This window comes from Mycoplasma amphoriforme A39, from assembly GCA_000723365.1.
GTDB lineage: Bacteria > Bacillota_I > Bacilli_A > Mycoplasmatales > Mycoplasmoidaceae > Mycoplasmoides > Mycoplasmoides amphoriforme.
Genome location: HG937516.1, coordinates 615,548 through 640,414 on the forward strand (window position 1 = coordinate 615,548; position 24,867 = coordinate 640,414).

Genomic DNA, 24,867 nt, shown 5'->3' on the forward strand with positions numbered 1-24,867 from the left:
TAATTAAGAAAATTGTTAATTAAAATTTTAGTTTTATTAATCAATGTTTTGAAGCCCAAAAAGATTAACTATTTGCTTTATGTGTTTCATATAAAGATTAAACTGCGATTATTATATAATACTTTAACCTCTATTTGTTATAAAAAAAACCTAATTAGATGAATATGGAAAAAAGATTAAAGACATTAATTAATCCCTACACAAAAAAACAGTATCAAATTTATGCATATACTCACGATGAACGACAAGCACCTAATTTTGTTGGTCATATTAAGGTTGGTGAAACAACAAGAGATATTGAAACACGGATTAATGAACAAACAAAAACTGCTGGATTTCAACCGCAAATCCTTTTTTGAAAATTAGCACGAAAGAATGATGGTACATGATTTCGGGATACAGATTTACATCAATATTTTGAATTTAATCAAATTAAACGTAGCAAAGAAACTGGTGGACCAAGCGGGAATGAATGGTTTGATTTTAAAGGTCGCGAAGAAGATGCTTTAAAATTAACTGAAAAGTTTATTGAAATTGACTATGATCCTTTAATAAATCCTCAAGGCCAAAAAGACTATATATTGCGTGCGGAACAAAGTCAAGCTGTTACTTGTACTTTTAATTATTTTCATTCGCAAAAAGAACCAAAAGAATTTTTATGGAATGCCAAACCACGCTTTGGCAAAACTTTAACCACCTACGATTTCATCAGAAAAATTCAAGCAAGCAATGTTTTAATTTTGTGCAACCGTCCGGCTATTGCAAATTCATGATTTAATGATTTTGATGATTTTATTAGTTGAAGAATAGATGAAGGGTATCGGTTTGTTTCGGAGTCAGTTGCTATTAAGCTTAAAACCATGTCTTATAAGCAATATGAAAATTTTAAAACAGAACACCCAAACAAACCAATTAGAAGAATTGCTTTTGTTTCCTTACAAGACTTCAAGGGTGCTAAGTTTGCTGGTGGTCCTTATGAAAAATTAGCTTGAATGCAAGAAGCGGATTGGGATGTAATTATTCTTGATGAAGCCCATGAAGCTATTGACACACCAAAAAGTAAAGCGGCCTTAAATTCATTACGAACTAAATTTACCTTACATTTATCAGGTACCCCGTTCAAAGCGATTGCTACTGAAAAATTTCGCGAAGATCAAATTTTTAATTGATCTTATCATGATGAACAAAAAGCCAAAAATGATTGGGATGAAAGTAATGGATCAAACCCTTATGCCCGTTTGCCACAATTGAATTTATTTACTTATAAAATGAGTGAAATCATACAAAAGGAGCTTAAATCAAAAATTAAAGATGAATCTAGTTTAGATTCACAATATGCATTTGATTTAGGTGAATTTTTCCGTGTTGGTAACAGCCATAAATTTGTTCATGAACAAGATGTGAAAAAGTTTTTAGATGTAATAACTCAAGGTAAATACCCTTTTAGTTCATCTGAATCATATGTTAATCAATTGGACCATACTTTTTGATTATTACCTAGTGTTGCGGCAGCTAAAGAATTAAAAAAATTGCTGAATAACCATGAATTTTTTAAAAATTTTGAAATTGTTTCAGCAGTAGGTAAAGGATCAAGTTCTTCACAAGAAACAAATAAATTTCATACTGGTTTTAGAAAAAATCAAAAAAGTTTTAACAAAGTTCGTGAAGCCATTGATAAGCCACATAGCAAGACGATCACATTATCAGTTGGACAATTAACAACTGGAGTAACTGTTCCCGAATGAACTGGTGTGTTGATGTTGCGTAATATTGAATCAGCAAGTTTATATTTTCAATCAGCTTTTCGGGTTCAAAACCCGCACGAGTACGAAGTTGAAAATGAGCAACATGAAAAATTTCTTGCAGTAAAAGAAAACGCTTATATTTTTGATTTTGCTCCGGATCGAACGCTTAAGTTTTATGATGATTTTGCTAATGGATTACTTGTTGGTGAACAATCTAAAGTTAACAACGAACAACGTCGAGCAAACATTCAGGCTGTTTTAAATTTCTTTCCCGTAATTGCCGAAGATTCAAACGGATCGTTACACGAACTTAATATTGATGATGTCTTAAGAATTCCTAATGAGATTAAATCAGAAGCAGTTGTTAAAAGTGGCTTTATGCATAATTTTTTGTTTGCTAATATCAATAATATTTTTCGGATGCCTAATCAGATTAAAGAGATTTTAAATCAGATTGAGCCAATTAAAAATAAGAAAAAAAGCAAAACAAACTTGGCATTAATTAACAATGATTCGGATAATAAAAATAGTTTTGAAGCAATAACGATTAACCAATCTGGTGTTTTTGGCAAGAAAATAGTTGCATCAGTTTTAAAGCAGAATGATGATGAAGCTTTGGATGATCCAGTAAACCATTATGATTCATCGGAAATGATGAAGAAAATATTTGAATCTTATCAATTAGAGCAAAATAATGTTCTTAAAAATATTGATGAAAAATTATCTACAAATAAAATTAGGAAAATTAACGAAAATTTTAAAAAAGAAATTGCTAGAGAATTAGAGATAATTGAAGAAGAATCACAGGATCAAATTAATCGATTTAAAGAACTAATTAGTCAAAAAATTAAATTTGGTTTAGATGAAAACAACCAACTAGAATTGAATAAATTAGAAACTAGCATCCAGACGCAATACAACGAAAAATTGCATGCAAAAGTTAACCAAGCCTTTCAAAAATCACTTGAAGAAATAAAAAATGCTGTAGATGATGAGGTTAAGAAAAAAAGCGAAGATGCAACCCGTGACCATTTACGTGGTTTTACCCGCACGATTCCGATTTATTTAATGGTTTGTGATGACAAACAAATAACTTTAGCCAATTATGAAACGAAAACTGATCCACAAACTTTTCAAGAAATTAGTAGTATTACCGCCGAACAATTTCGCCTTTTAAAAAACGGCTGTGTTGACGAAAACGGAAACGTTTCAGGATTTTTTAATGAAATTATTTTCAATAACAGTATTCAAAAATTCTACAAATTGAAAAATGAATTAGCCAATTACTTTGATGAGACGATTGATAATGATATTTTTAATTTCATCCCCACTCAGAAAACTAATCAGGTTTTTACGCCAAAAAAATTAGTTAAAGAAATGGTTGACAAATTGGAAGAAACCATCCCTGGACTATTTACCAATAAAACTCATAAGTTTTTAGATCCTTACTGCAAGAGTGGTCTTTATTTAGCTGAGGTTATCAAGCGTTTATACATTGGTTTGCAAAATGAAATTGTTGATGTCCAAGAACGAATTAAATGAATTTTTGAAAAGCAAATTTACGGAATTTGTCCGAGTGATATTTTAGTTAAACTTGTTTCTAATTATTTATCTGCAGGACGAAAGGATTTGGTTTTAAATTTACAAAAATATGAAAATGATTGCAATTTTAAAAATCCTAATTGATTTAGCGATGCGATAAAAAAATGATGAGGTGATGCAATGAAGTTTGATGTAATTATTGGCAACCCACCATACCAGGAAGATCAAGGAAAAGATAAAGATGACAAAAATTCTCAAGGTAAATCTATACCTTTATATCAAATTTTTATTACTGCAGCTTTTTCGCTCTCAAATGTTAAATATGTTTCTTTAATTACTCCATCAAGATGAATGATTGGTGGCAGAGGTCTTGATGGCTTTAGGAAATATATGTTAAAAATAAAAAATTTTGTGTATTTTTACAACTATTCTGACTCAAAAATGTGCTTTCCGGATAACGATATCATGGGGGGGGGGTAAGCTATTTTTTGTTTAATCGTGATTATGTTGACAAATGCAACATTAACGTAATTGATTCTCAAGGCAAAATTTACACATCTAAGCGCTATTTACTAGATTCTGACTTGAATTTAGAGATTTTTGTAGTTTATGACATTTTCGTAGACATTTTAAAAAAAATAAATATTCGTGTTGAAGATAAAAATCTTAAATTCTTAAGTACTATTGTGTCCTCAAGTAATCCATATGGCATTAGAAGCGAAGCAATAAAAAATCCAAACAAATTTGGGTTACCTAATTTTTCTAGTAAAAAAATTGTAAATGGGTATGAGATTTTAGGTATTGATGCAAGCAAGAATCGATGCTTAATGTATTTGCCGAAAAATTATCCGATCCCTAAAAAAAGCAACGCATTTTTTCAATATAAGGTTTTTATCGCTAAAGCTTATGGTGCTGACGCAATTGGGGAAAAATCATCTACTCCGGTGTTATCTGCTCCTGAGTTAGGAATTCCTGGTCAACTCTGTACTGAAACTTTTCTAGAAATTGGTGGTTTCCATACACAAAAAGAAGCTGAAAATCTAATTAAATATATCCGAACTAAATTTTTTAGAACCTTAGTAGGAATTCAGAAACAAACTCAGAATATGACACAAAAAACATACAGTTTTGTCCCAATACTAGACTTTAAATCAAATGATGAAATTAATTGAGAATTATCTGTATCTAAAATCGATGAGCAGCTTTATAAAATGTTTGAACTATCCGATGAAGAAATTAAATTTATTGAAGGAAAAATTTGCGATATAAAAAAAATTAAGTAGGTTTTGTAAAGAGCAGGAATTGCTTCAACTATTTAGAGAACAATTAAATTACTATATTAAAATTAATATCTTGAAAACTTAATTATTACTATACTAAATCAGATAACGAAGATCATAATAAAAATCAATAAGTAAGCGTGACTATGCAAATGGCAACCACAATACTAACTGGATTTGCCAAAATAAATTAACGGATTGATGGAAACTAGTCTTGAAAATAAAATAAAAATAAACACATCGATAATGTTAAAGTTAAGAGAAGTCTGGTTGTAAATCTAATCAAAAATAGTAACGTAAGAGAAGTAAATATGTTGAAATTTTTATATCTTTAAGTTAATAGCATAGATATATTTTTTTCAATATTAAAAGCTTATATAAAAATAAAATCGTGTTTGCAATCCTTAAAAAAGGGAAAACTGTAATGGCTGATAATAAACTTCAAGGGTACACGTTATGATTGACAAGTTAATTGATGAACAAAATTAATGCGATCAAAAAGTTTAAATTATTCTTTTAAAAGACTATTTTATCTAACTAAAAAGCAAGTTTTAAAATCACTGAAAACTGCATACCTGCTATTGACAAAATTTGATTATTTATGTATTATAGACCGTTAAAATAGTACCAAACAAGGAGATTGTGGTCAAAAATGAGAGATATAACTATATCTGATTTAGAAAGAATCATGAGAAATGAGTTTGATAAAACAAACAGAACGATTGACGCAGTTTTGCGATTACTTAAAAGATATCTTCCCAAATAAAAATAAGTTGCAAGTTATTAAATCTTCGAACAAGTTTCAAGCATGCATTTATAAAAACTAAAGTTGAAATTGTTTTTATTTATGTTTAAAAAGTATACTAAAATATAGTCTAAGTTTTTGTCAAACTTAGATTATTTTATTAAAACTCAATAATGTTTTGTGATGAATTTATAAGTATTAAAAGAAAATAATTTACATTTAATTAAATAAATTGCCAAATTATCTAAAGTTTGTCAGCTGCATCGGTTCGTGTTTATTCTTCAGTATTTTTTGGTTTAAATTCAAATTTAAAACAATCTTCTTTGATTTCATATGTTTTACATAAGAGTTTAAAAATATTTTGCAAATCCTTGAATTTAATTTTTTCCTTTTTTGAAGATATCCTATAATCAATAATTTTATTATCAATTATTGATTTAACGATTTGGTAGGTTTTTGGTTTCTTTTTTTGGATATTATAAAACTGGTAAGTAGTCAAAAGAATAGTTAGTGCAGCAATGATGCTACTTGTTGTGATGAAGTTGTTTGTATTGCGATTTGTAAATGATAGTCCAATAAATAAAACAATTAAAACAAAACCAATTAAAATCGAAATCCAAAAAGTCTTAACTAATAAAATATAGGCGTTAATGATTTTTGCTTTTTCGATAATGCTTTTTTTATCTAGCAATTTAGGCTAAAGTTCCAATCGGATCTCATGGTTCTAAAATAATTGCTTCATCATCGAAAGAATTAAGTTTTAACTGTTTTTTGTAATGGTTAAATTTGTCCTTTTTAACAACCAGTTGGTATACGAATTTGTCAAACCAGGAATCAGACATCATGTAATAACCCTTTTGGCCATTCGTTGTTCCCCATGAATTTTCAATTTTTCATTTTTTCAAACTAATTTTTGACATACTTTCATCAATTAATGAGAGTGCTTTTGTTCCTACTTCTTTTTTTACTTGAGAACGTAATTTTTGAAAAGCAGCAATATCAAAATCAGCTCCAGTGATCGTCATTGCGTGGTTCATTGCACTAACCCGATAATCTAACTCTTGACCTTTTTTTAAGCCAAATTCGGTGTTAAAAATAGTTTTATAATCAAATGCTTCATCATCCCAGATTCCAAGATCACTATTACTATACATACTAACATCAGCCCCAAATCATAATGGTTCTTTTTCAAGCAATGTTTCTAATGCTAAATATTTTAGTAAATTGATACTTACATTATGGTGCATAATTGGATTTGCCCCAACAACGTTGTTTAAAAATTTAAAACTAAAACGCCGGTATAATGGTTTTTTTTCAGTAGGTGCGTGAATTAAACTGACATATTGGTTTAACTGGTTCTTAACATATTTTTGGTAAAACATGATTGGTGTTAAATTATGATCAGATTGTTTAATTGACTCAACGTCATAAACAGTTTTGATCTTTCCATTAACTTTAGTTTGTTGTTTTTGCGAATAGACAAAATCAAATTTTTGTACGGGCTCGCCATAACAAATTACTAACAATTTAAAAATTTTTTCTAGCACTTTTTCCTTAATAGGTTGTAGTGTTTGTTTGTCTTTGGTTTTACTGTTACGTAATTGATATGCACCATCTCTTAAAAGTCAATTAACTAAATAGTTTACTTCACTAGTGTTAGCTGCTGCATAACTATCAGGCATCACTTCTTTTGGTACAACTCCGTATTTTTCAACAATATTATTGATCATATCTCATTGCCCACCATCGGCAATTGGTTCATTATTGAAAAACAAAACATGCCGGTCGGTTAAGGGCCGATCGCTGGTGGCAATAATCGCTTCTAGATAAAAATTAGCACGTTCAAATTTGTCCCAGAAAGCCAAATAACTTTGGGATAATTCAAAATTATCAATTGCCAATTCTTTACAAATTGCCTCACGCATGATGTTGACAGCAGCAAATAACCAGCAGCGTCCCGAATTAAACTGGTTAGTTGCTGCTTGGGTTGTTAAATTAACTGTATAATGCAAGTTATTTTTGGCGAAATAATTTGCTTTTTGAGCGGCTTTTTGAATGCCAAGATGGTAAATTATTTTTCTGGCAATTTTTTGATCATCACCTTGGTTGATTTGCTTTAATCATTGCTTAATGATTTCAAAATCTAATGCATCGGAATTATTTTTTAAGATTTTTTTAGTGGCCATCCTAGTTTCCTTTAATCTGATAATTGTGTTTTAAGTTTAAATCAATAAATGGTTCATACTTGGATAATAGTTTTGGTTTTGTTTGCAATCCTTTTTCGATTACTAATTGGTAACCATTATTTTTTTTCAATAAAGTGGCTAACGTTTTGTCAACTAAAGGATATTTCTCAAAGAAGGTTTTTAAACTTTTTTTGGGCACTACCACTTGCGAAACAAATTGGTTAAACCATGAATCAGTAATCGTTACAAATCCCTTATTTCCAGATTTATCACCGTGACTATTTTCCACTTTTCAACGATCAATTACGATCGAATCGGCCAATGCGTTAAATAGTTGTTCGGGAGTTTTTTGCAGTTTAGAGAAATTTTTAACTAATTCTGCTTGTTTTATTTTGGTTGCTTTTTCGTTTAAATTGAACCCTAGAAAAATCATGGCATGGTTGGAAATCAATTGGCTGACTGATTCCATTTCTACCTTATTTTTATTAAATTCAATTCCAAATAAGGTGTCATAGTCATAAGCTTTAAAATCAAAAATTCCGGTCCGACGGTCACCAGCACTACCATACTGACAAGCAAATCAAATGGACTGTTTATCCATAATAGCACTAAGTGCAGCTAACTTTAAAATTGGCTTAGCGACGTTTAAAGCCACAATATCATTCGCTTCATAAATTGATTTTGTATCTTCTAACTGGTAAAGCTGGTTAAATTGAACATGTTTGGCATTAAAGTTAATGATATCTAAGTAATCATCAAAATCAAATTGTACAAATTTGTTTCAAAATTCTTGTGGCGATTCAAACGAAAGGCATTTTGTTACTTTTTCTTTTTTAACTGTTGTTTGGTAAACAAAATCAAACTTAGTTGGAATTGGTCCGTAACATCGGGTGAGAATTGTTAAAACTTCTTTGAGTGCTTGTTCTTTAATTTGCTTTTGTTTTGCTAAATTATGATGTTGGTTACGAATTTCACTAGCCGCAATTTTTAAGGAGCGGTCTAGCAAGATATTGATGTAATGGGTTTGTTTTGCGGTCACTGAATCAGGCATTACCTCAACAGGCACTGCTCCATATTTTTTAATAATTTCCACACCATACTCAAAAAACCCACCATCGCCACCAAAGCCACGCATCATTAATTCATCAACCTCCCGTTCGGTTAAGGATTGTTTTGACGTTTTAATTACTTTGTTAAGAAAACTGTTGGTTCTTTCAAATTTATCCCAAAATGCCGAATAACTTTGAGAAAACTCGAAATTTTTCATTTGATATTTTTTTACCACATGATCTCTAACGATGTTGTAAGTTGCAAATAACCAACACCGGCCTGATTGGGCTTGATTAGTGACACTTAATGCTTCGTTTTGAATATCATTAGAAAAAACAAAAGGATGTTGTTCTAGAGACTGTGGGTCTGTAACAACATCTAAAATGCTTGCTTGAGCTAAAGAATTTTGGGCGATGATGTATTTTTTATCTTTTTTAAATTCGTCAATTAGATCCAAATATTTTTTGGGATCGATTGCTTTGGCATGTTTCATAGTTAACCTCTTCCAATTTAATTTATTATATTAATATTTTGTAAACTTTTGGTTTTATAAATTTGAAACCTTTTTAAGCAATAATTAATTAAAAACGAAAAGGATCATAAAATGAAAAATTAACGTGCTTATTTTTGGTTCAAGCATTGTGGATAATTCGTTATTTTATTTAAAAAAATAGTTGGTTTTAAATGTGCAAACTAGTAAATAAGAAACGATTAGTTATTTCATAAATAATGAAGCTGCATTTTTGGTTTATTTATTGTTCATTAAGATTGTTATTGTTATCTAGATCTAACCCAACTGTTAAACCTAATATGTATTTTTCTAAGTCAAAATCAGCCAAGTCGTCAAGTTGTTCGCCAAGACCGATGAGTTTGACCGGAATTTTAAACGCGTCTTTAATTGCTAAAATGATCCCGCCTTTTGACGAGCTATCTGTTTTGGTTAACACAATTCCAGATACTTTTGTTAATTCGTGAAAGGCTTTGGCCTGATTGAGCCCTGATTGGCCAGTTGTAGCATCTAAAACTAAAAGGGTTTCGTGGGGAGCATCAGGAATAAATTTGGCAATGACATCCCGGATTTTTTTTAATTCATTCATTAAGTTAATTTTATTTTGCAACCGTCCTGACGTGTCACAAATTACTAAATCATATTTTTCTTCTGTACCCTTTTTTAACCCTTGGTAAATTACAGCCGGAGCATCCTGCTTTTCATTAGCAGCACAAACAATGTCACAGCCAGTACGTTCGGCTCAAATTTTTAATTGTTCAACCGCGCCTGCCCGAAAGGTATCGCCAGCGACAAACAAAATCTTTTTATTTAAGGTTTTAAAACGGTGTGCTAGTTTGGCAATAGTGGTCGTTTTACCAACCCCGTTAACGCCAATCATTAAAAAAACATTGGTCCGGTTTTCTTGGTAATTTAAACTTGTATCAAATTGGGTATCTTGAATGTAGTATACAAACAATTTATCAATAATAATTTCTTTTAGAAGTTGATGGTCACTAACATTTTGGTAACGCACTTCATCTTTAATTGCGGTTAAAATTTTTTGACTTGATGCATAACCAATATCCAAAGATACTAATAATTCAAACAAATGATCAAAATAAGTTTCATCTAATTTAACATATTTTTTGGCTAAATTATTAATGGCATTGGCTAAATTATTGGCTGATAAACGTAGCGAAGCATCATACTTTTTCTGGTCCTGGTGAAACGCCCGGTTGGCTTCGGTTTTTTCGCGAATTTGTTCAGCAATATTTTTTTTTGGTTTAAGTTTACTAAATAATTTACTAAAAAATCCCATCTATGCTGCTCCTTGTTGTTCGGGTGGGGTTTCTGAGGCAAATTCTAAGGCCTTTTCAAGATCCACTGATAGCATTTTGGTTACCCCTTTGGTTTGCATTAGTGTTCCTAGCAACGTATCACAACGCGTCATGGTTCCCTGACGGTGGGTAATTACTAAAAATTGGGTAGAATCACATGCTGAACGAATGATGTCAGCAAACCGTTCGACGTTTGATGGATCCAGTGCACTTTCAGCTTCGTCAAAAATGACTAAAGGCGAAGCACTAATTCTTAAAATACTAAATAAAACCGATAACGCCACAAGGGTTTTTTCGCCCCCTGATAACAACATTAAATTACCAACGTTTTTCCCTGGTGGATTAGCGTAAACTTCAATGCCAGTAGTTAAAACATCTTCAGGGTTGGTGTAACGAATTTGACAAGTGCCCCCACCGAATAAGTAAAGAAAGGTTTTTGGTAATTCTTCATTTAGCCGGTCGATTAATTGGGCAAAATCCACCCGGGCTTTATCGTCTAATTCATTAATAGCTAATTGGATTTGATCCCTAGCGGTAATTAATTCTTCTTGTTGGTCGTACAAGTCATCGTGACGCTTTTGCTTCGCATCAAGTTCGTCAATCGCTTCCACATTAATGGCTCCTAAATTATCAATAGTTGCTTGTAATTTGTTAATTTTACTGCGTGCTTGTGCTTCGGGCATTGGCAATTCTTTTTGATAATTTTCGATCGCGTAATCAATCGCCATTTTGTAAGTTTCATTAATTTTATTTTTCGCGTTATCCATCACGTTTTCAAAGCGTACAGCACTTTCTTTACAATTAACAAGTTTAATCCGGTCATCATCTAGTAAAGCCCGTAAATCATGAAGTTTCATAGTCAATTCATCAACCTGAAGTTTGTAAATTGCTTTGGCTTCCTGGTTAATTCTTAGATCTTCATTCAAACGTTCTTGTTTGGAAATTAATTTGTTTAAGTTACTATGAATTTTTTCTTCGTCCCAGGCAAGGTTTTTCCCGTCGTAAGTTTTATTGGTTAATTGTTCAAATTCGATTTTATGTTGATCAATTTGTTTTTTGGAAAGATTAATCAAATCACTATGTCTTTGTAAACTTAATTTCCGTTCGTTAAGTTTTAACTCATTGTCCTTAATGGCAATTGCCATTTTGTCAATTTGGATGTTCAGGTTATTAACTTCTTTATTGTATTCATGAACCTTGTCTTCTAAATTTTTAATTTTTTCATCTGCATTAAACAATGCAATTTTTTGCGATCGAAACCCACCAGTGATCGCCCCACCAGCAGCCACAATATCACCCTGTAAGGAAATTACCCGATAAATTTGGTAAGTAAAACGGGAAATTTTAATGGCTGTATCTAGATCAGTAGCAATTAATATTTGTCCTAGTAAAAAACCAACAGCTGGGGCAAATTGCTCGTCATATTTAATCAAATCACAAGCCACCCCCACAAAACCTTCCAGTTGGTTCAAAACCTCTAAGTGTTCTTCTTTAATGCTTCGTTTTTTAATATCCGCCAATGGTAAAAAAGTGCCCATTCCGGCTTTATTAGCTTTTAAAAATTCAATGGCATTTTGGGCATCTTGACTGGTATCGACAACAATGTTTTTTAAATTTCGCCCTAAAGCGACGCTAATGGCCATTTCGTACGCTTTTGGGACATTTAAAAAGTCTTGAATGATCCCATGAATTCCTGCTAATGCTGCTTTATTAGATAAAATTGATCTAATCCCAACTTCTCGTTCGAGTTCGCTTTGTTTTTGGGATTTTAAAAAATCAAGTTCAATTTGGGCTTGGTAAAGTTTGTTCGTTAAATCTAAATGCAATTGACGTTTGCTAACGTTCTCTGCACTAAGTTCGCTTAATTTGGCGTCAATTTTTTCTAATTCAAGGTTAATCTTTTCAACAGTCTGATAATAATTAGTGAGCTGTTCTTCAGTAATTTTAATAATTTGTTTTAACGATTTAACTTTAACACTAACGTCTTTTGAATTTAACCCAGTTTGTAACTTTGCATCAATGATCACTTTTCGCTGTTCTAACTGACTAATTGCTCCGTAATGCTCTTGTAATTCCTTTTGAATTGAAGTTAGGTTATTGTCAGCGGTTTCATAATGCTCTTTAGCAATTTCTAGTTTTTCTTCTGTAATTTGAACTTGGGGTTCAAACTTTTCAAAATTAGCATCAATATATTCGATTTTTTTGGCAATTTTTTCTAAATCATTTTTGTTTTTCACATAATCACGAACTAAAATTATCAGTTCTAATTCTTTCAATTCTTCCTTGCTTTGAACGTAAACTTTAGCTTTTTCGGCTTGAGTTGTTAACTTTTTTAAATCACGGGCTAACTCGTTAACTACGACCGATACTTCTTTGAGGTTTTCAGTAATTCGTTCGAGTTTTCGTAAGGTTTCTTCGCGCTTTTTACCGTAGCGACCAATTCCAGCCGCATCTTCAAAAATCTTCCGCCGGTCTTCTGGCTTAGCATCAACAAACCAGTGAATTGTTCCTTGAGAAATAATTCCTAACGATCCTTTTGTTAATCCAGTATCTAGAAAAATATCCTGAATTTCATTAAGAGTAGCCACTTGGTCGTTAATGAAATATTCACTAACCCCACTACCCCGATGAACCCGGCGCATCACGGTGATTTCTTTTCTTTTGTCGTGCAGTTTTTTACTGGAATTATCAAAGGTTAAAGCGACTTCTGCCACTTTCGCTGCGGGTTTATCTTTAGAACCAAAAAAGATAATATCATCGCTAGTTTTCCCCCGCAATTGCTTAATAGAACGTTCCCCTAAAACCCATTTTAACCCATCAACCACATTTGATTTTCCCGTACCGTTTCTTCCCACAATGGCAGTGAACGGTTTATTAAAAACGATTTCCACATTTTCGGCATAAGATTTGAAGCCATTGGCTCTAAAACGTTTTAAAAAAATCATAATGGTTACTTGACTTTCATAATTTGGGTTTAATGATCGATTTTAACAAAATGGTGCCTTATTTTCTTACTTTACTAATTTTTTCACAAGCTTCCTTGGCGGCTAACACTTCTGCTTCGTGTAATTTTGGTGCTTGTCCATGCCCATATATAATCCCATTACATACAAGTTCCACTTCAAATTTACCAATTTCGCAACAGATTTTTTTGTACTGGATGCTTGTTTGCTTGCAGTGTTCTTGCATGGCTTCTTGAAATTTGGTTTTATAATCGATCGTGTTTTGCAAATCGTCATTTAAGTAGTACTTAATAATCGTTTTCATTAAGATCCGGTTGGCTACAACCTCACCTTGATCTAAAAAAATAGCGCCCACAAAGGCTTCGAAGATATCTTCGAGAATGTGGTCACTAATGGGGCGATTTTTTAACCCTTGTCCAACTAATAAATAATCTTTTAAATTTAAATCATTTGAAGCTCGAATCAAGGTCTTGGCTTGAATAATGGAAATTCGGTCTTTAGTCATCCGACCTTCATCATCATCAGACATCAAAAATAAAAAAACGGTAACAAGTTTATTGATGATTGAATCACCTAAAAATTCTAGCCGTTGGTAACTTTTTTTATCAGCAGTTTCGTTGGCATAAGTATTGTGTGTCAAGGCTTGTTCGTATAAGGTAATGTCGTTTGGAATAATTTTTAATGAATTTAATAATTCCATAATTCGTTTTTCCACTAAGGGATAAACATTAACTTTAGGGACTACGGGAACTAGATCACGACTTTTTGGCTTGTCATCAACACGGTGGTGAACGTCAACAAAAGCATCGAATTCATTTTTTGAATTACTTTTATAGTGACCCATTTTTTTTGGTAAATTAGTTTTGGATTCAATGCGAGTAACCGCCCATGATGGCAAATTACTTTCACTATGATAATAATTTTGTTGAAAATTTTGCTTTTGCTTTTTGTTGAAGTGCTGGGTAAATTTGGGCGGCTTTAACTGATCGCTAAATTGTTTTTTTATGGGGTAAATTAAATTATCTGGTAAATGGTCTTTCATGCCATTAAATAGAACTTGTGCAGATTGCCGATAGGGATGAGTTGTTAATAATTGGTAAGTAGGGGAAGCAACCGTTGTAGTAGACGGTGAGTTAGTTTGACCATTTAAGGCTTTAGCTTGATTAGTTTTGGTTTTATTTGCTATAGTTCGGTTGGTTTTTTGTATTTCATTTTTAGGTTGCTTTTGACTGGCTGAACTATCAGTTTTTTGCTTAATGGTAATATTCGGATTATTTTTGGATATTGGTGTGTGTTTTTGCTTGTTATTATCTGGTTTTAAAGTAACAGTTTTATCCTGCTTTTGAATTGTTTTTTTAACTGTTTTTCCCCGATTAAAAGTTTCTTGATTTTTGTTAGAAATAATAGGTTTAATATCGGAAGTAGCACGATCGCGACTTTTAGTTTTGTTCATATTAAAAAATCCTAGTTAACAGGTGATGAGAATTTTAATTCGAAAGAATTGAAAATGATCCAACTAAATGAATATAAGTTTGGATATTCAAATTAAACAAGGGGATTTATCAAACCAACTGAATAGAAACTTCGTTAATTTATAAGTCCAAATAATTAATTTGGAAACAAACTTACGGTTAGATTTTACACTAATTTGTGACAATCTACAATAGAATAGTGAAGTTGACATTGGGGGGGGGGCATTAGACAATTCATTAGTAACAAGATTGTTAAACCTTTGTTAAGAGTTGTTTTAAATTCGATTTTAAAGTTGTTAAAAATTGGGTTTTTAAAGCGTCGTGTGCCATTCTAATGGTGCTATAAAATTGTTGAAAATCTGCCGATCCGTGGGTTTTTACAGCTAATTTATCTAAGCCTAATATCATTGCTCCGGCATTATTTTTATAGTTAAAGGTTTTGCTAATTTTTTTAATAATGTTTCAACTAAAAATTGCCGCAAATGGATTGCGTTTAAAACCAGTTTTTAAAAGCTTGGCAACCGAACGTAGTGCCCCTTCTAAACTTTTTAATACCAAATTACCACTATAACCATCAGCCACTAAAATGTCACAAACACCTTCAATTAGGTTTCTTGGTTCTAAAAACCCCAAATAATTTAAAGTGCGATCATTTTCAAATAACTGGTTAGCTTCCTGGTGGTAACCAAACCCTTTAAATTTTTCGGTGCCAATGTTTAATAATCCAATTCTTGGGTGAGTTTTTATTGTAGTTTTTTTTACAAATCAATTAGCCATCAAGCCAAGGTAATACAATTGTTCGCCACTATATTCCTTATTGGCACCAACATCTAGAAAATAGAACCCATGATTTGCTTTTGTTGGTAGTCACGACATGAATCCTGGTTTAATTCTGGTATCAATTTTACCCAATAAGATGTGGGTTAAAGCCACATAAACCCCACTACAACCGGCTGAAACCACTGCATCAGCGTGATTATTCGCAACAAGATTAATTGCTTCTTGCATGGAACTTTTTGGTTTTCTGCGTGCTGATAACGGCGTATCATCCATGTGAATAATTTCAGTTGTGGGATGACAATGAAATTGCGAATAATTGGCAATCATTGGTTTAATAATTTTTTCATCACCAACTAAAATAAAAGTTAGATCGCGGAATTTTTTGGCATAGGCAATTGCGGCCTTAATTGCTTCCTTTGGATTATTTTCAAACCCCATGCAATCGATAGCAATTTTATAAGTCATATTTTATTGGATCCCGAGCAAGTATGGATAAATACTTTGACCACCGTTAATTAATTCACAATAAATTCCGTATTTTTCTGAAATCATTTTTTCCATTTTTTTGGCTTGCTGTAACGTTACGTCTTTACCGTAAATCAAAATAATAATTTCGGGTTTTTTAATCTTTTTCATTAAGAGTTTTATTGTTTTGTGTATGCATTGGGTAATGTCGGGTTCACTAACCATGATTTTTTTATCAATAATGGCAATTAAGTCATCCTTTTGTACGGTAATGTGGGGATATTTCATTGGCTTAACTGCTAAGGAAATGCTGGCTGATCCCGTTGTTTTAATTGCTTTTTTCATTGTTCGCACATTGCTTCGTAAGTTATCATCAGGCATAAAGGCTGACAATGCTGACATGCATTCAATGAAATTGCGACCTACAATTAACTCACATGAAACCCGTTTTTTCACTTGTTTAATTGCTTCTTGCACAGCCATGGCAATGTTGGTATCATCAATGACGATAATAATGTTTTGTGATTCAGTTAATTTAATGGCATTCATGAATTGCTTAATTGACGGATTTCCAATGTCACTAGTATCAATATAGTGTGCCACTTCGTAATTTTTCGAAATGAATTTTCCTAATCTTTGTGAAGGTGCTGTAGCAATTAGTTTAATCTCGTTTTTTAATTTGCTCTCATCAATAATTTCTTTAGTTGATAACCGCATGGTATTGCTTGACACGTGATCGTTAATGCGGTGGTGCACTTGCAAATCCATGTTATCAACTTTGACACTAATAAATTCACCAAACAATAACCCGGCTTTTAAAATCTGATCTGGTTGTAAAGTGTGGGCATGAAGTTTTACCAGTTTTTCTTCAAAATCAGATACAATGACGACTGAATTCACATATTTATTAATTTCTTTGCGTAATTTTGCTTCGGTATATCTCATTTTTTCTAAAGTCGGGTCAGCTTTTAAACTAAAATTTAGCAAGAATTCCGTACAGTAACCATGACCTTCTTCTTTTCATTCACCTTCAAACTTTTGTAAGCGGGCTGAGGCAAATGTGGCGGGATAATTGGACTCAAAATTATCATTTGCTGCACTTTCTTTGCCTAAAGCAACCAATTCCATCCCTTTTAAAAATTCAACAAGGGCAAAACCACCAGAATCAACTACGCCAGAAACTTTTAATTCTGGTAATAAATCTGGTGTTTCATTTAAAGATTTTTTTGCGGCTTTTAAAGCGATTTCAAACAGTTCTTCGACGGAATTGATCATGTTTCGTTTTTCTATTAATTTTTCACTAGTTTGCCTAATTACAGTGAGCATCGTTCCTTCGACTGGAGTAATTACTGATTTGTATGAGACTTCAGTCGCTTCTTTAAAAGCACTAATTAATGAATCAATTGTTAGTTCGGTCCCATTTTCAGGAAATGACATGACAAAACCCTTAATAATTTGACTAAAGATTACGCCAGAATTGCCCCGAGCATTCATGAGCATGGCTCTAGCGAAAGTTTTTCCTAAAAGTCCTAACGAATCAAACTCATTATTTTGTATGGCTTCTAACGCCCCAATAGCGGTAATTTTCATGTTGGTTCCCGTATCCCCATCGGGAACAGGAAAAACGTTTAACTGGTTAATATATTCGTAATTATCCGCGATTTGTTTTACTCCAAAACTAAACATTTGGATTAAGGTTTTAATATTTATAGTTTTCACGCTAAGATTCAACCATTCCTTTCGTGATAAATTTGGGACGCATTGTGACTAAATCGATATTATTATTAAATTAGCAATTCGCCCAAAAAAGATTTTCTTTACTTTAATTAAGTTTAAGTAAACGTATGAACATGTTCCTTTTTTTGAACTATTTACTTTACCCTAATATTATAACTTTATTAACAGTTATTTTGAAAACGTTATTTTGAAACCCTTCGCTGTTTACTAGGCTTATACACTAATTACATTTGCTTGTAAAGAATTATGGTATATTTAATATAATTAATAGTACCCAAAGGAAGAGCTTTTCCGTGTTTATACTTTGGTAAATTACCATACAACAAGAAGATTTTAGAATGCGGGTTAAAATTATTTTGATATGCGAAGTTTGTGTTAATCGGAATTATACAACCACCCGCTCAAAAAGTGAGACCAAGCGTTTCCAACTTAAAAAATTTTGTAAGCATTGTAACATGACAACACTTCATAAGGAGTCACGCTAATGGCTAATGCATCAGAGTCCATTGGAACTGAAGAAAAAAAAGCATCCACAACCGGATCAATTAACCTTCGCCAAGCTAATAAAAAAACCAAACTTTCTGATTACAGCGACAAAGAAATCCGCGAGCAGCACCGCATCATGCGCGACCGGGTTGTTTCCAAAAAAGCGAAAGAAAAAAAGGAAAATCAGGAAAGCGAAGTAACTGTAGTTAAAGAAAAAGTTTCATTTTCCTTTCGTTTAAAACGCTGGTGGTTTGGAATGGCGAAAGAATCGCGCCGAATTTCTTGAGCCACGCCGAAAAACTTAATTGCTAGTTTCATAATTATTTTAGTGGTGATTGCGGTGTTAACGGGAATTTTTTATGGCATTAACCAAATTTTTATTACCGTTGGCATCTTGAAATAAGGACCTTCTAACAATGAATGATCAAAAAAACAAACCAGTACGTCAAGTTAAAAGTAAAAAACCAGCAAAATCAAAGAAAATCATTAATTTAGCCCAATGATATATTGTGACTTGTAGCAATGGCTATGAAGACACAGTAATTAAGAATTTGAAGGCTAAAGTGGCTGCAATGCACTTTGGTGATTTGATTTTAGATGCAAAAGTGATTAAAATCCGGACCACAATCGAAGAAGAATTTGACAGCAATAATCCTAAAAAAATCCCGCCAAAAAACATGCGTAATAGCGTTAATATTAAATGAAAAACGATTGGTAAAGGCAAATATTTAAAGGTTAAAATTGTCGATAAAAATAAGTTTCCCGGTTACATTTATGTAAAAATGGTGATGACTGATGATACGTGGTATGCAGTCCGTAATGCACCAAACATTACGGGTTTAATTGGCTCATCAGGAAAACGTACTAAACCAATTCCGATTAATTTTGATGAAGAAATGCTTTTATCAGGAGAAACTGATGATCCTAGTAGAAGGATTGTTGTTGAACCTAACGCCATTATTGATATGGATCGTAATCTTTTTGATGAAGAAGGCAAACTAATTGGCTTCCTTGCTCCTGAAGATCATCAAGATCATGATTTTAAACCAGATCCTAATAAAGTAGTTAACTCACCTGAATTAGCAGTCGATTCAGTGCAAGATGATTCAATTAGTAACAGTTTACCAACATTAATTTTAGAAGAATTAAATAAGTCTGACCAAAGGCGTGAACCATTAACAGCAGAGATTGAAGTTGACGAAATTTCAGTAACCAACCCCACAGTAATGAAGCTTCCTGATGAAACGAGTGATCACAATCAAAAACCCGAACTTGATACTCATTCTTTAAGTCATAAAAAAGATGAATAATTCCAACAAACAATACCGCTTTTCTTATGATTCAAAATTGCTAGGTAAACAGTCTACAATCACCTTAAATTTTAACATCCAAAGCACGCAAAATTATCCAATCAAGCCCGATTTGTTTCGCATTGGTCACGGGGTCAAAATTATTCTAGATGAATGCCGGGAGTTAATTGGAACAATCGTTGGTGTTGATATGTTTAACCGTATGGCTTTGGTTGAATTGGAACTATTAGGTCGCTTAACAAAAGTGATTATTAGTTATGATTATTTAGAACTAGATCAGTAAAAAAGATCTTATGAAAAAAGCGATTTATCCGGGAAGTTTTGATCCGTTTCATCTGGGCCACTTAAACATTATTAAAAAAGCAGCAAACTTGTTTGATGAACTTATTGTGGCCGTTGGTATTAATATTAGTAAGCAACCTAGCAGTAATTTAAATATGCGTGTTGCAAATATTGAAAAGGCAATTAAAAATGCTGCGTTAACAAACGTTACGGTAATTTCATGATCAGGTTATATGGTTGATTTAGCCAAAAAAATGAGGATTCATTATTTGGTTCGTGGGATTCGCAATCATGATGATTTAACTGATGAAATCCTAACTGCTGCTGTTAATAAAAATCTCTATCACCAAATTGAAACTGTGTTTTTTTTAAGTGATGTTGCTTACCAGTCAGTATCGTCATCAAGAATTAAAAAAATTCTTGCTGATCACGATCATTTTTTTGATAAAAAATAACCTAGATCAGAATCTTAGTCAATAAATTATCGACGTTTCGGTAGATTTTCAAGTATCTTGATAATGTGAGATCTACTAGAATTTTTTCCTCACCAATTAAAATAATCCGGTTTGTTAATAATTGGATTTCTTCATCAACATTGCTACATAATACTAAACAAATCCGGTTAGTTTTTACATACCAATCAATGATGTTTAAAAGGTATTGTCGGTGTTTTATGGGAATGCGGTACCAAATTTCATCTAAAACACACAAGCGTTTGGCTAGCAAGAGTTTTAGTAAAATTTTTAGTTTTAAAGTTGTGTTTAGATCTAGTTGGTAAGGATGATCCAACAAGTTTAATTCTAAACCAAAAGTTGTTACTAAGACTGATAACTGTGATTTGGTAATACGATTTTCGGCTAGATTAATGACGTAATTAATTAAATCACTAACGGTATTAAACCCTGTTAAGGAGGCTTCGTAAGTTAGTTTTCTTTTAATTTTATTAATTTTTGTTTTTGCACTGGGTTTAACAAGCTTTTTATGAATTAGATAAGGTTGCTTGTCGTCAAGAATATGGGCTAATTCAAAAACCCGATGGATGTCGTTACTTAACAATGCAATTTGGTTAGTTTCATAAATTTTTAAACTGATGTTTTTAAATAAGCGTTTGGGTTTAAGGAAACTTTTTCAACTTCATTTTAAACAACTTGAAATTTGTTCAAAGTTGATGATTATTCCTTCTTTTTTGAAGGCTTCATCAACTGCAAAAGGCACGTGGTTTGTGTTGATTTCCGTATTTTGCGATCATGATTTTTCGATTTTGTGAATCCTGATTAATCCCGGTGTTTTAATTTGTTTTGGTTTTGCTAAGAACCTTTTTTCTTTTAAAAAAGTAATAATTTTTTTCAAAGTTGATCAAACTTTGGCGATAGTTTTTTTCATGATACCTAAACGATGATTATAAAAATGATAACACAAGATAGGTTATTATTAGCTATTAACTATTATAATTTTTAAGACATTAATTAGTTTAATTTATACCATATTTTTAGCAATCACGACCACGCTTAAAAAGATGGCTACAGTACAATTAATGAAAAACAAAAACTTAAAATAATTTAATTAAATATTATTTTTTTAAAACCCTTGGAAACTGGCTTGGATGTCTGGATCACTAACAAAAACATAAGATAAGAAGTTTTTAACTTGTTGAACTAGTTTGGGTTTTTGATGATCAGTCGTATCCAAAACACTATATGGTAAATAAGTGGTCGAATCTAATAAACGAATGTCATATGATAAATTAATTGTTAGGCCAATTTTAACTGGAAAAATGACAACGGGAATATCGACTTGATTTAGTTGAAAGGCCAATTTACTTAAACCACTACCATACAGGTTAATCGCAGTATTTACATAACGTTTCTTTAAGAAATTCTTTAACTCAAGACTGAACTTAACATAACTTTTAACTAGTTTTGACGCTGTATCTGATAGTTTTGGAACATGATTTTGGTATGTTCACCCTTCTTTCAAGATCGTTTCTTGTGTTTTGCTTAATTGATCACCACCAAATTGGGGATTTACTGCTAAGGTGTAGTTGTTTAAATAAACAAATGGGGCCACATTTTGTTTTGGATCAGATAAATCTAGGGTATATAGGGGCGTACTGAGGTTGGTAATTGGATCAATCTTTTTGGGGAACAACGTGATATTAGTTGTTGTTTGGTACTTACGATTAACAGTATTTTTTAAGAAATTTTGTAATAATTGCTGAACTGATTGATTGAGTTGTTTACTAATGTAATTTTTTTCAGATCCACCAAAATTAGCGACAATGCTTTGCTCGCTTGGATTAATATTGTAAATCGTTGTATTGCCAAACTTTGATTTCTTGGCAATATCAGTTGCATTAATTATAAAGTTAGCACCAATTATTTGGTAATTAACAATCGTTTTATTTTGCCCATCAACATCATAAGCTGGTAAAATAACTAAATCTTCACCAGTATAACTAATTTGAATTGATCCGTTAATTGTCATGAAAGGATGGTTTAGTTGTGGTGATAATGAGCCAAAAACTAATTCTTTAAAAAAACTTTGAATTGTCGCCTTTTTGCTAACTCCCCGTTTAATTCCATCCAAGACGTTATCGATTAATCCGGGACGTCCGTTAATTCCGTTAATTCCATTATTTAACATTTTTCAAGAAATGTACCATGGTTTTGGGTACTTTTTAACTTGCTGACTGGCTTGATCTTTAATTTCTTCAAAAACTTCAGGAGTTAAAAAATTATCAAAAACGAAATCAGATAAACTCGAAGTTGGCATTAAGTCCACTAAAGCAAGAATTAAACTATTTTTAATAACAAGATGATCAACACTAATTTGATATGTTTTATTTAAATTACTAATCACTAGATCGCCATATTTATTATATCTAGTAACTGGTTTGTTTGCTAGTTGGTTATTAATTGTTATTTTAATCTTATTTAAGTTGTCATTACTAAATAATGCACTAATCTCTTTTAATAAGGTGTAGATCTTATTAATTGTTGCTGGATTATTTTCTAACAAAGAATTGTTAGTGATAAACGTATCAAATAAATGCTTCACTTGGGGTGTTAGTGCTGCTGTACTAAAACCAACCAGCCCTAATAAATCAGTTAATCCTTGCTTGTTATTGGCTAATAATCCTTCGACAAAACCATTTACGGGATTATTAGCATTTGCTAAGATGTCAATAAAAATGTTTTTGTATTTCTTTAAAAAATCGATTAATGATAGTTTCTCTAAAGCGTCAGGCGGATTTGGATTGCTTACTAAGTTAGTAATTGGGTTTTGGCTTGGTTTGCTTTCATTTAAGTCAGGTGGGGTTAAGTTATTGAGTAATGATGCACCATTTTCGCTTAATTGGATGACTAAATCAAAAATTAACGGGGCAATGTTTGGTTTGGATAATAAGTCTAGTACATAAACATTTTTAGTAGCAACTAGTTCTTGAAAGATGGTGAATAATGAATTTAATTTCGCATTCTTTAATAAATCAAGAACTAGTGGTTGGAGCGTTTTTAATTGTTTGAATAAGTCTTCAGGTTTTTTAAGAGTATTAAAGAAATTGTTAACAATGAGATTAATTCCGCCAGCTATCGGTAGATTTTTCAATATAAAGTTAACCAAGATGTCCTTATTATCAAAAATTATTTGGTAGATTGTTTTTCCATTATTGTTGGCTTTTGAACTAGTTAACAGATCATATATCAGGTCACGAATGGAGGTTTTGTTTTTGATTTTTTCATTTAATTCGGGTTTGGCAATAGTTAACAAGTGAGTAATGTTATCGGCGTTTTCGATCACTAGATCAATTAATTGGTGGTTGTTTGCACGCATTTGGCTTAGTGAACCAAAAATTCCACTAACTGTTTTGGCAATTTGTTTAACTAAAGCTAATTTTTTGGTAAATAAATTGTCTAAATCGCTAACAACTTGTTTTCCTGATAAGGTATTAGTGTTGAAAACCTTGCCATTTATACCAGCAATATCGTTTTGGGCACTATAAGGATCTAATCCCGAAGCGACATCAGTAATTTCGAGATTAATATTTGATTTTGCTTGGTTAAACACAAAATCGGTTAGATTAGTTATCTTCTTACCAATTGTTAGTTGCAATTGTTGTGTTTGTCAGTTTAAATACGATTTATTGGAAATTGGATCAACAGTAACAATCCCGTTAATGTGGTTTTGTTTTTTGCCAAATTTAGTTGTAAAAGTAAAATTAACAATGTCTTTTGGTGAAACGTTTTCCAAACCCTTAATGATATCGCCATTGTGATCTTTAAATGGGCGTGGTTGACTATTAATGTTAACAAATTGGTAATTCCCGCTAATGTTTATTGCCAGCGGATCACTACCAATTTGTTCAATTTTTGGCATTTGCCCTTTTAAAGAAAAAAATTGATTATTTTGTTTGAAAACATTATCAAGATATGAATTCACATCAGCAATAATGATGGTGTAATCAGGATAGCCGTTAGCATCAATAAGTTGACCCGATAATTGGTGGTTTAAACCGGCTTTGATTGCACTGGCTGCAACTTTTAAACCAGTAGTGTCAACAGTTGCGTGGTTGATAATACTTTGTGGTGGACTGTACAAATCATTTGCTGATTTGATTGATTTCTTGTTGACCTTAATGTCGTTTAAAAACTCTGGTTTAGTTCCTTTTTGTTCAATAGTGACTTTGGATGGTTTGAGGGAATTTGAGTCACCATTATTTATAGTATCTGGTTTGTTTGTGGCTGCAATAATTCCATAAGTAGCACCAGGAATGATTGCAGCAAAACTAAAAATTGCTAGACATATTCCAATCAGACGTTTTCTCTTGGTCATGAAGTTTACCTCATTGCAATGGACATCAAAATAAGTTTATAAAAATTTCACCTTATTCAAAAGTCGTTGAAGTTACTAGTTAAAATTAATGAACCATTGTTAGTTTTCAATTTAGTTTTTAAATTAAATACATTTTGAAAAAAAACGATAAGTAATGAAACTAATTA

At 32.0% G+C, this 24,867-nt stretch carries 17 protein-coding genes; 7 read left to right on the plus strand and 10 right to left on the minus strand.

What is annotated here, in order from left to right:
- Window positions 1–164: 164 nt before the first annotated feature.
- Together ABDB96_RS02355 and ABDB96_RS02360 are read left to right on the plus strand one after the other, a co-directional pair.
- Window positions 165–3,767, plus strand: a complete 3,603-nt coding sequence (locus ABDB96_RS02355) for an Eco57I restriction-modification methylase domain-containing protein (RefSeq protein WP_343251188.1) — start codon at window positions 165–167, stop codon at window positions 3,765–3,767.
- Between the two features lie 8 nt (window positions 3,768–3,775).
- Window positions 3,776–4,570: a restriction endonuclease gene (locus ABDB96_RS02360; protein ID WP_343251189.1), complete on the plus strand. Its 795-nt coding sequence runs from the start codon at window positions 3,776–3,778 to the stop codon at window positions 4,568–4,570.
- A 1,016-nt stretch (window positions 4,571–5,586) separates the two neighbouring features.
- Here ABDB96_RS02360 and ABDB96_RS02365 read toward each other — a convergent pair.
- From ABDB96_RS02365 to ABDB96_RS02400, 8 genes are all read right to left on the minus strand, one after another.
- Window positions 5,587–6,003, minus strand: a complete 417-nt coding sequence (locus ABDB96_RS02365; RefSeq protein ID WP_343251190.1) for a hypothetical protein — start codon at window positions 6,001–6,003, stop codon at window positions 5,587–5,589.
- A gap of 1 nt (window position 6,004) precedes the next feature.
- On the minus strand, window positions 6,005–7,498 hold the full coding sequence (locus tag ABDB96_RS02370) for a C1 family peptidase (protein ID WP_343251191.1): 1,494 nt from the start codon (window positions 7,496–7,498) through the stop codon (window positions 6,005–6,007).
- Window position 7,499: 1 nt separating this feature from the next.
- On the minus strand, window positions 7,500–9,041 hold the full coding sequence (locus ABDB96_RS02375; protein ID WP_343251192.1) for a C1 family peptidase: 1,542 nt from the start codon (window positions 9,039–9,041) through the stop codon (window positions 7,500–7,502).
- A gap of 259 nt (window positions 9,042–9,300) precedes the next feature.
- Entirely contained in the window at window positions 9,301–10,356 is a 1,056-nt protein-coding gene (gene ftsY / locus ABDB96_RS02380) for a signal recognition particle-docking protein FtsY (protein WP_343251193.1), read from the minus strand.
- A complete protein-coding gene (locus ABDB96_RS02385; RefSeq protein WP_343251194.1) occupies window positions 10,357–13,320 on the minus strand; it encodes an AAA family ATPase in 2,964 nt (987 codons plus the stop codon).
- Between the two features lie 58 nt (window positions 13,321–13,378).
- A complete protein-coding gene (gene rnc, locus ABDB96_RS02390) occupies window positions 13,379–14,791 on the minus strand; it encodes a ribonuclease III (RefSeq protein ID WP_343251195.1) in 1,413 nt (470 codons plus the stop codon).
- A gap of 271 nt (window positions 14,792–15,062) precedes the next feature.
- A complete protein-coding gene (gene plsX, locus ABDB96_RS02395) occupies window positions 15,063–16,055 on the minus strand; it encodes a phosphate acyltransferase PlsX (RefSeq protein ID WP_343251196.1) in 993 nt (330 codons plus the stop codon).
- A 3-nt stretch (window positions 16,056–16,058) separates the two neighbouring features.
- Window positions 16,059–17,774, minus strand: coding sequence for a DAK2 domain-containing protein (locus ABDB96_RS02400; RefSeq protein WP_343251197.1), 1,716 nt, complete (start codon window positions 17,772–17,774; stop codon window positions 16,059–16,061).
- Window positions 17,775–18,130: 356 nt separating this feature from the next.
- On the opposite strand from ABDB96_RS02400, the gene rpmG reads away from it, so the two are divergent.
- From rpmG to coaD, 5 genes are read left to right on the plus strand one after another with little or no spacing between them, the layout of a single operon-like run.
- Window positions 18,131–18,277, plus strand: coding sequence for a 50S ribosomal protein L33 (gene rpmG / locus ABDB96_RS02405; RefSeq protein ID WP_343251198.1), 147 nt, complete (start codon window positions 18,131–18,133; stop codon window positions 18,275–18,277).
- Window positions 18,277–18,681 carry a preprotein translocase subunit SecE gene (gene secE, locus ABDB96_RS02410; protein WP_343251199.1) on the plus strand — a complete coding sequence of 135 codons (405 nt, stop codon included), beginning with the start codon at window positions 18,277–18,279 and terminating at the stop codon, window positions 18,679–18,681. The genes rpmG and secE overlap by 1 nt, the downstream gene beginning before the upstream one ends.
- Window positions 18,638–19,588, plus strand: a complete 951-nt coding sequence (gene nusG, locus ABDB96_RS02415; protein WP_343251200.1) for a transcription termination/antitermination protein NusG — start codon at window positions 18,638–18,640, stop codon at window positions 19,586–19,588. Before secE ends, nusG begins: the two co-directional genes overlap by 44 nt.
- Window positions 19,581–19,871 carry a hypothetical protein gene (locus tag ABDB96_RS02420; protein ID WP_343251201.1) on the plus strand — a complete coding sequence of 97 codons (291 nt, stop codon included), beginning with the start codon at window positions 19,581–19,583 and terminating at the stop codon, window positions 19,869–19,871. Before nusG ends, ABDB96_RS02420 begins: the two co-directional genes overlap by 8 nt.
- A gap of 10 nt (window positions 19,872–19,881) precedes the next feature.
- On the plus strand, window positions 19,882–20,325 hold the full coding sequence (coaD, locus tag ABDB96_RS02425; RefSeq protein WP_343251202.1) for a pantetheine-phosphate adenylyltransferase: 444 nt from the start codon (window positions 19,882–19,884) through the stop codon (window positions 20,323–20,325).
- Window position 20,326: 1 nt separating this feature from the next.
- Here the strand turns inward: coaD and ABDB96_RS02430 are convergent, their stop codons facing one another.
- Together ABDB96_RS02430 and ABDB96_RS02435 are read right to left on the minus strand one after the other, a co-directional pair.
- Window positions 20,327–21,253 carry a hypothetical protein gene (locus tag ABDB96_RS02430; RefSeq protein WP_343251203.1) on the minus strand — a complete coding sequence of 309 codons (927 nt, stop codon included), beginning with the start codon at window positions 21,251–21,253 and terminating at the stop codon, window positions 20,327–20,329.
- A 195-nt stretch (window positions 21,254–21,448) separates the two neighbouring features.
- Window positions 21,449–24,700 (minus strand): P116 family lipid acquisition surface protein, encoded by a 3,252-nt coding sequence (locus ABDB96_RS02435; protein ID WP_343251204.1) that lies wholly within the window; start codon window positions 24,698–24,700, stop codon window positions 21,449–21,451.
- Between the last annotated feature and the right edge of the window lie 167 nt (window positions 24,701–24,867).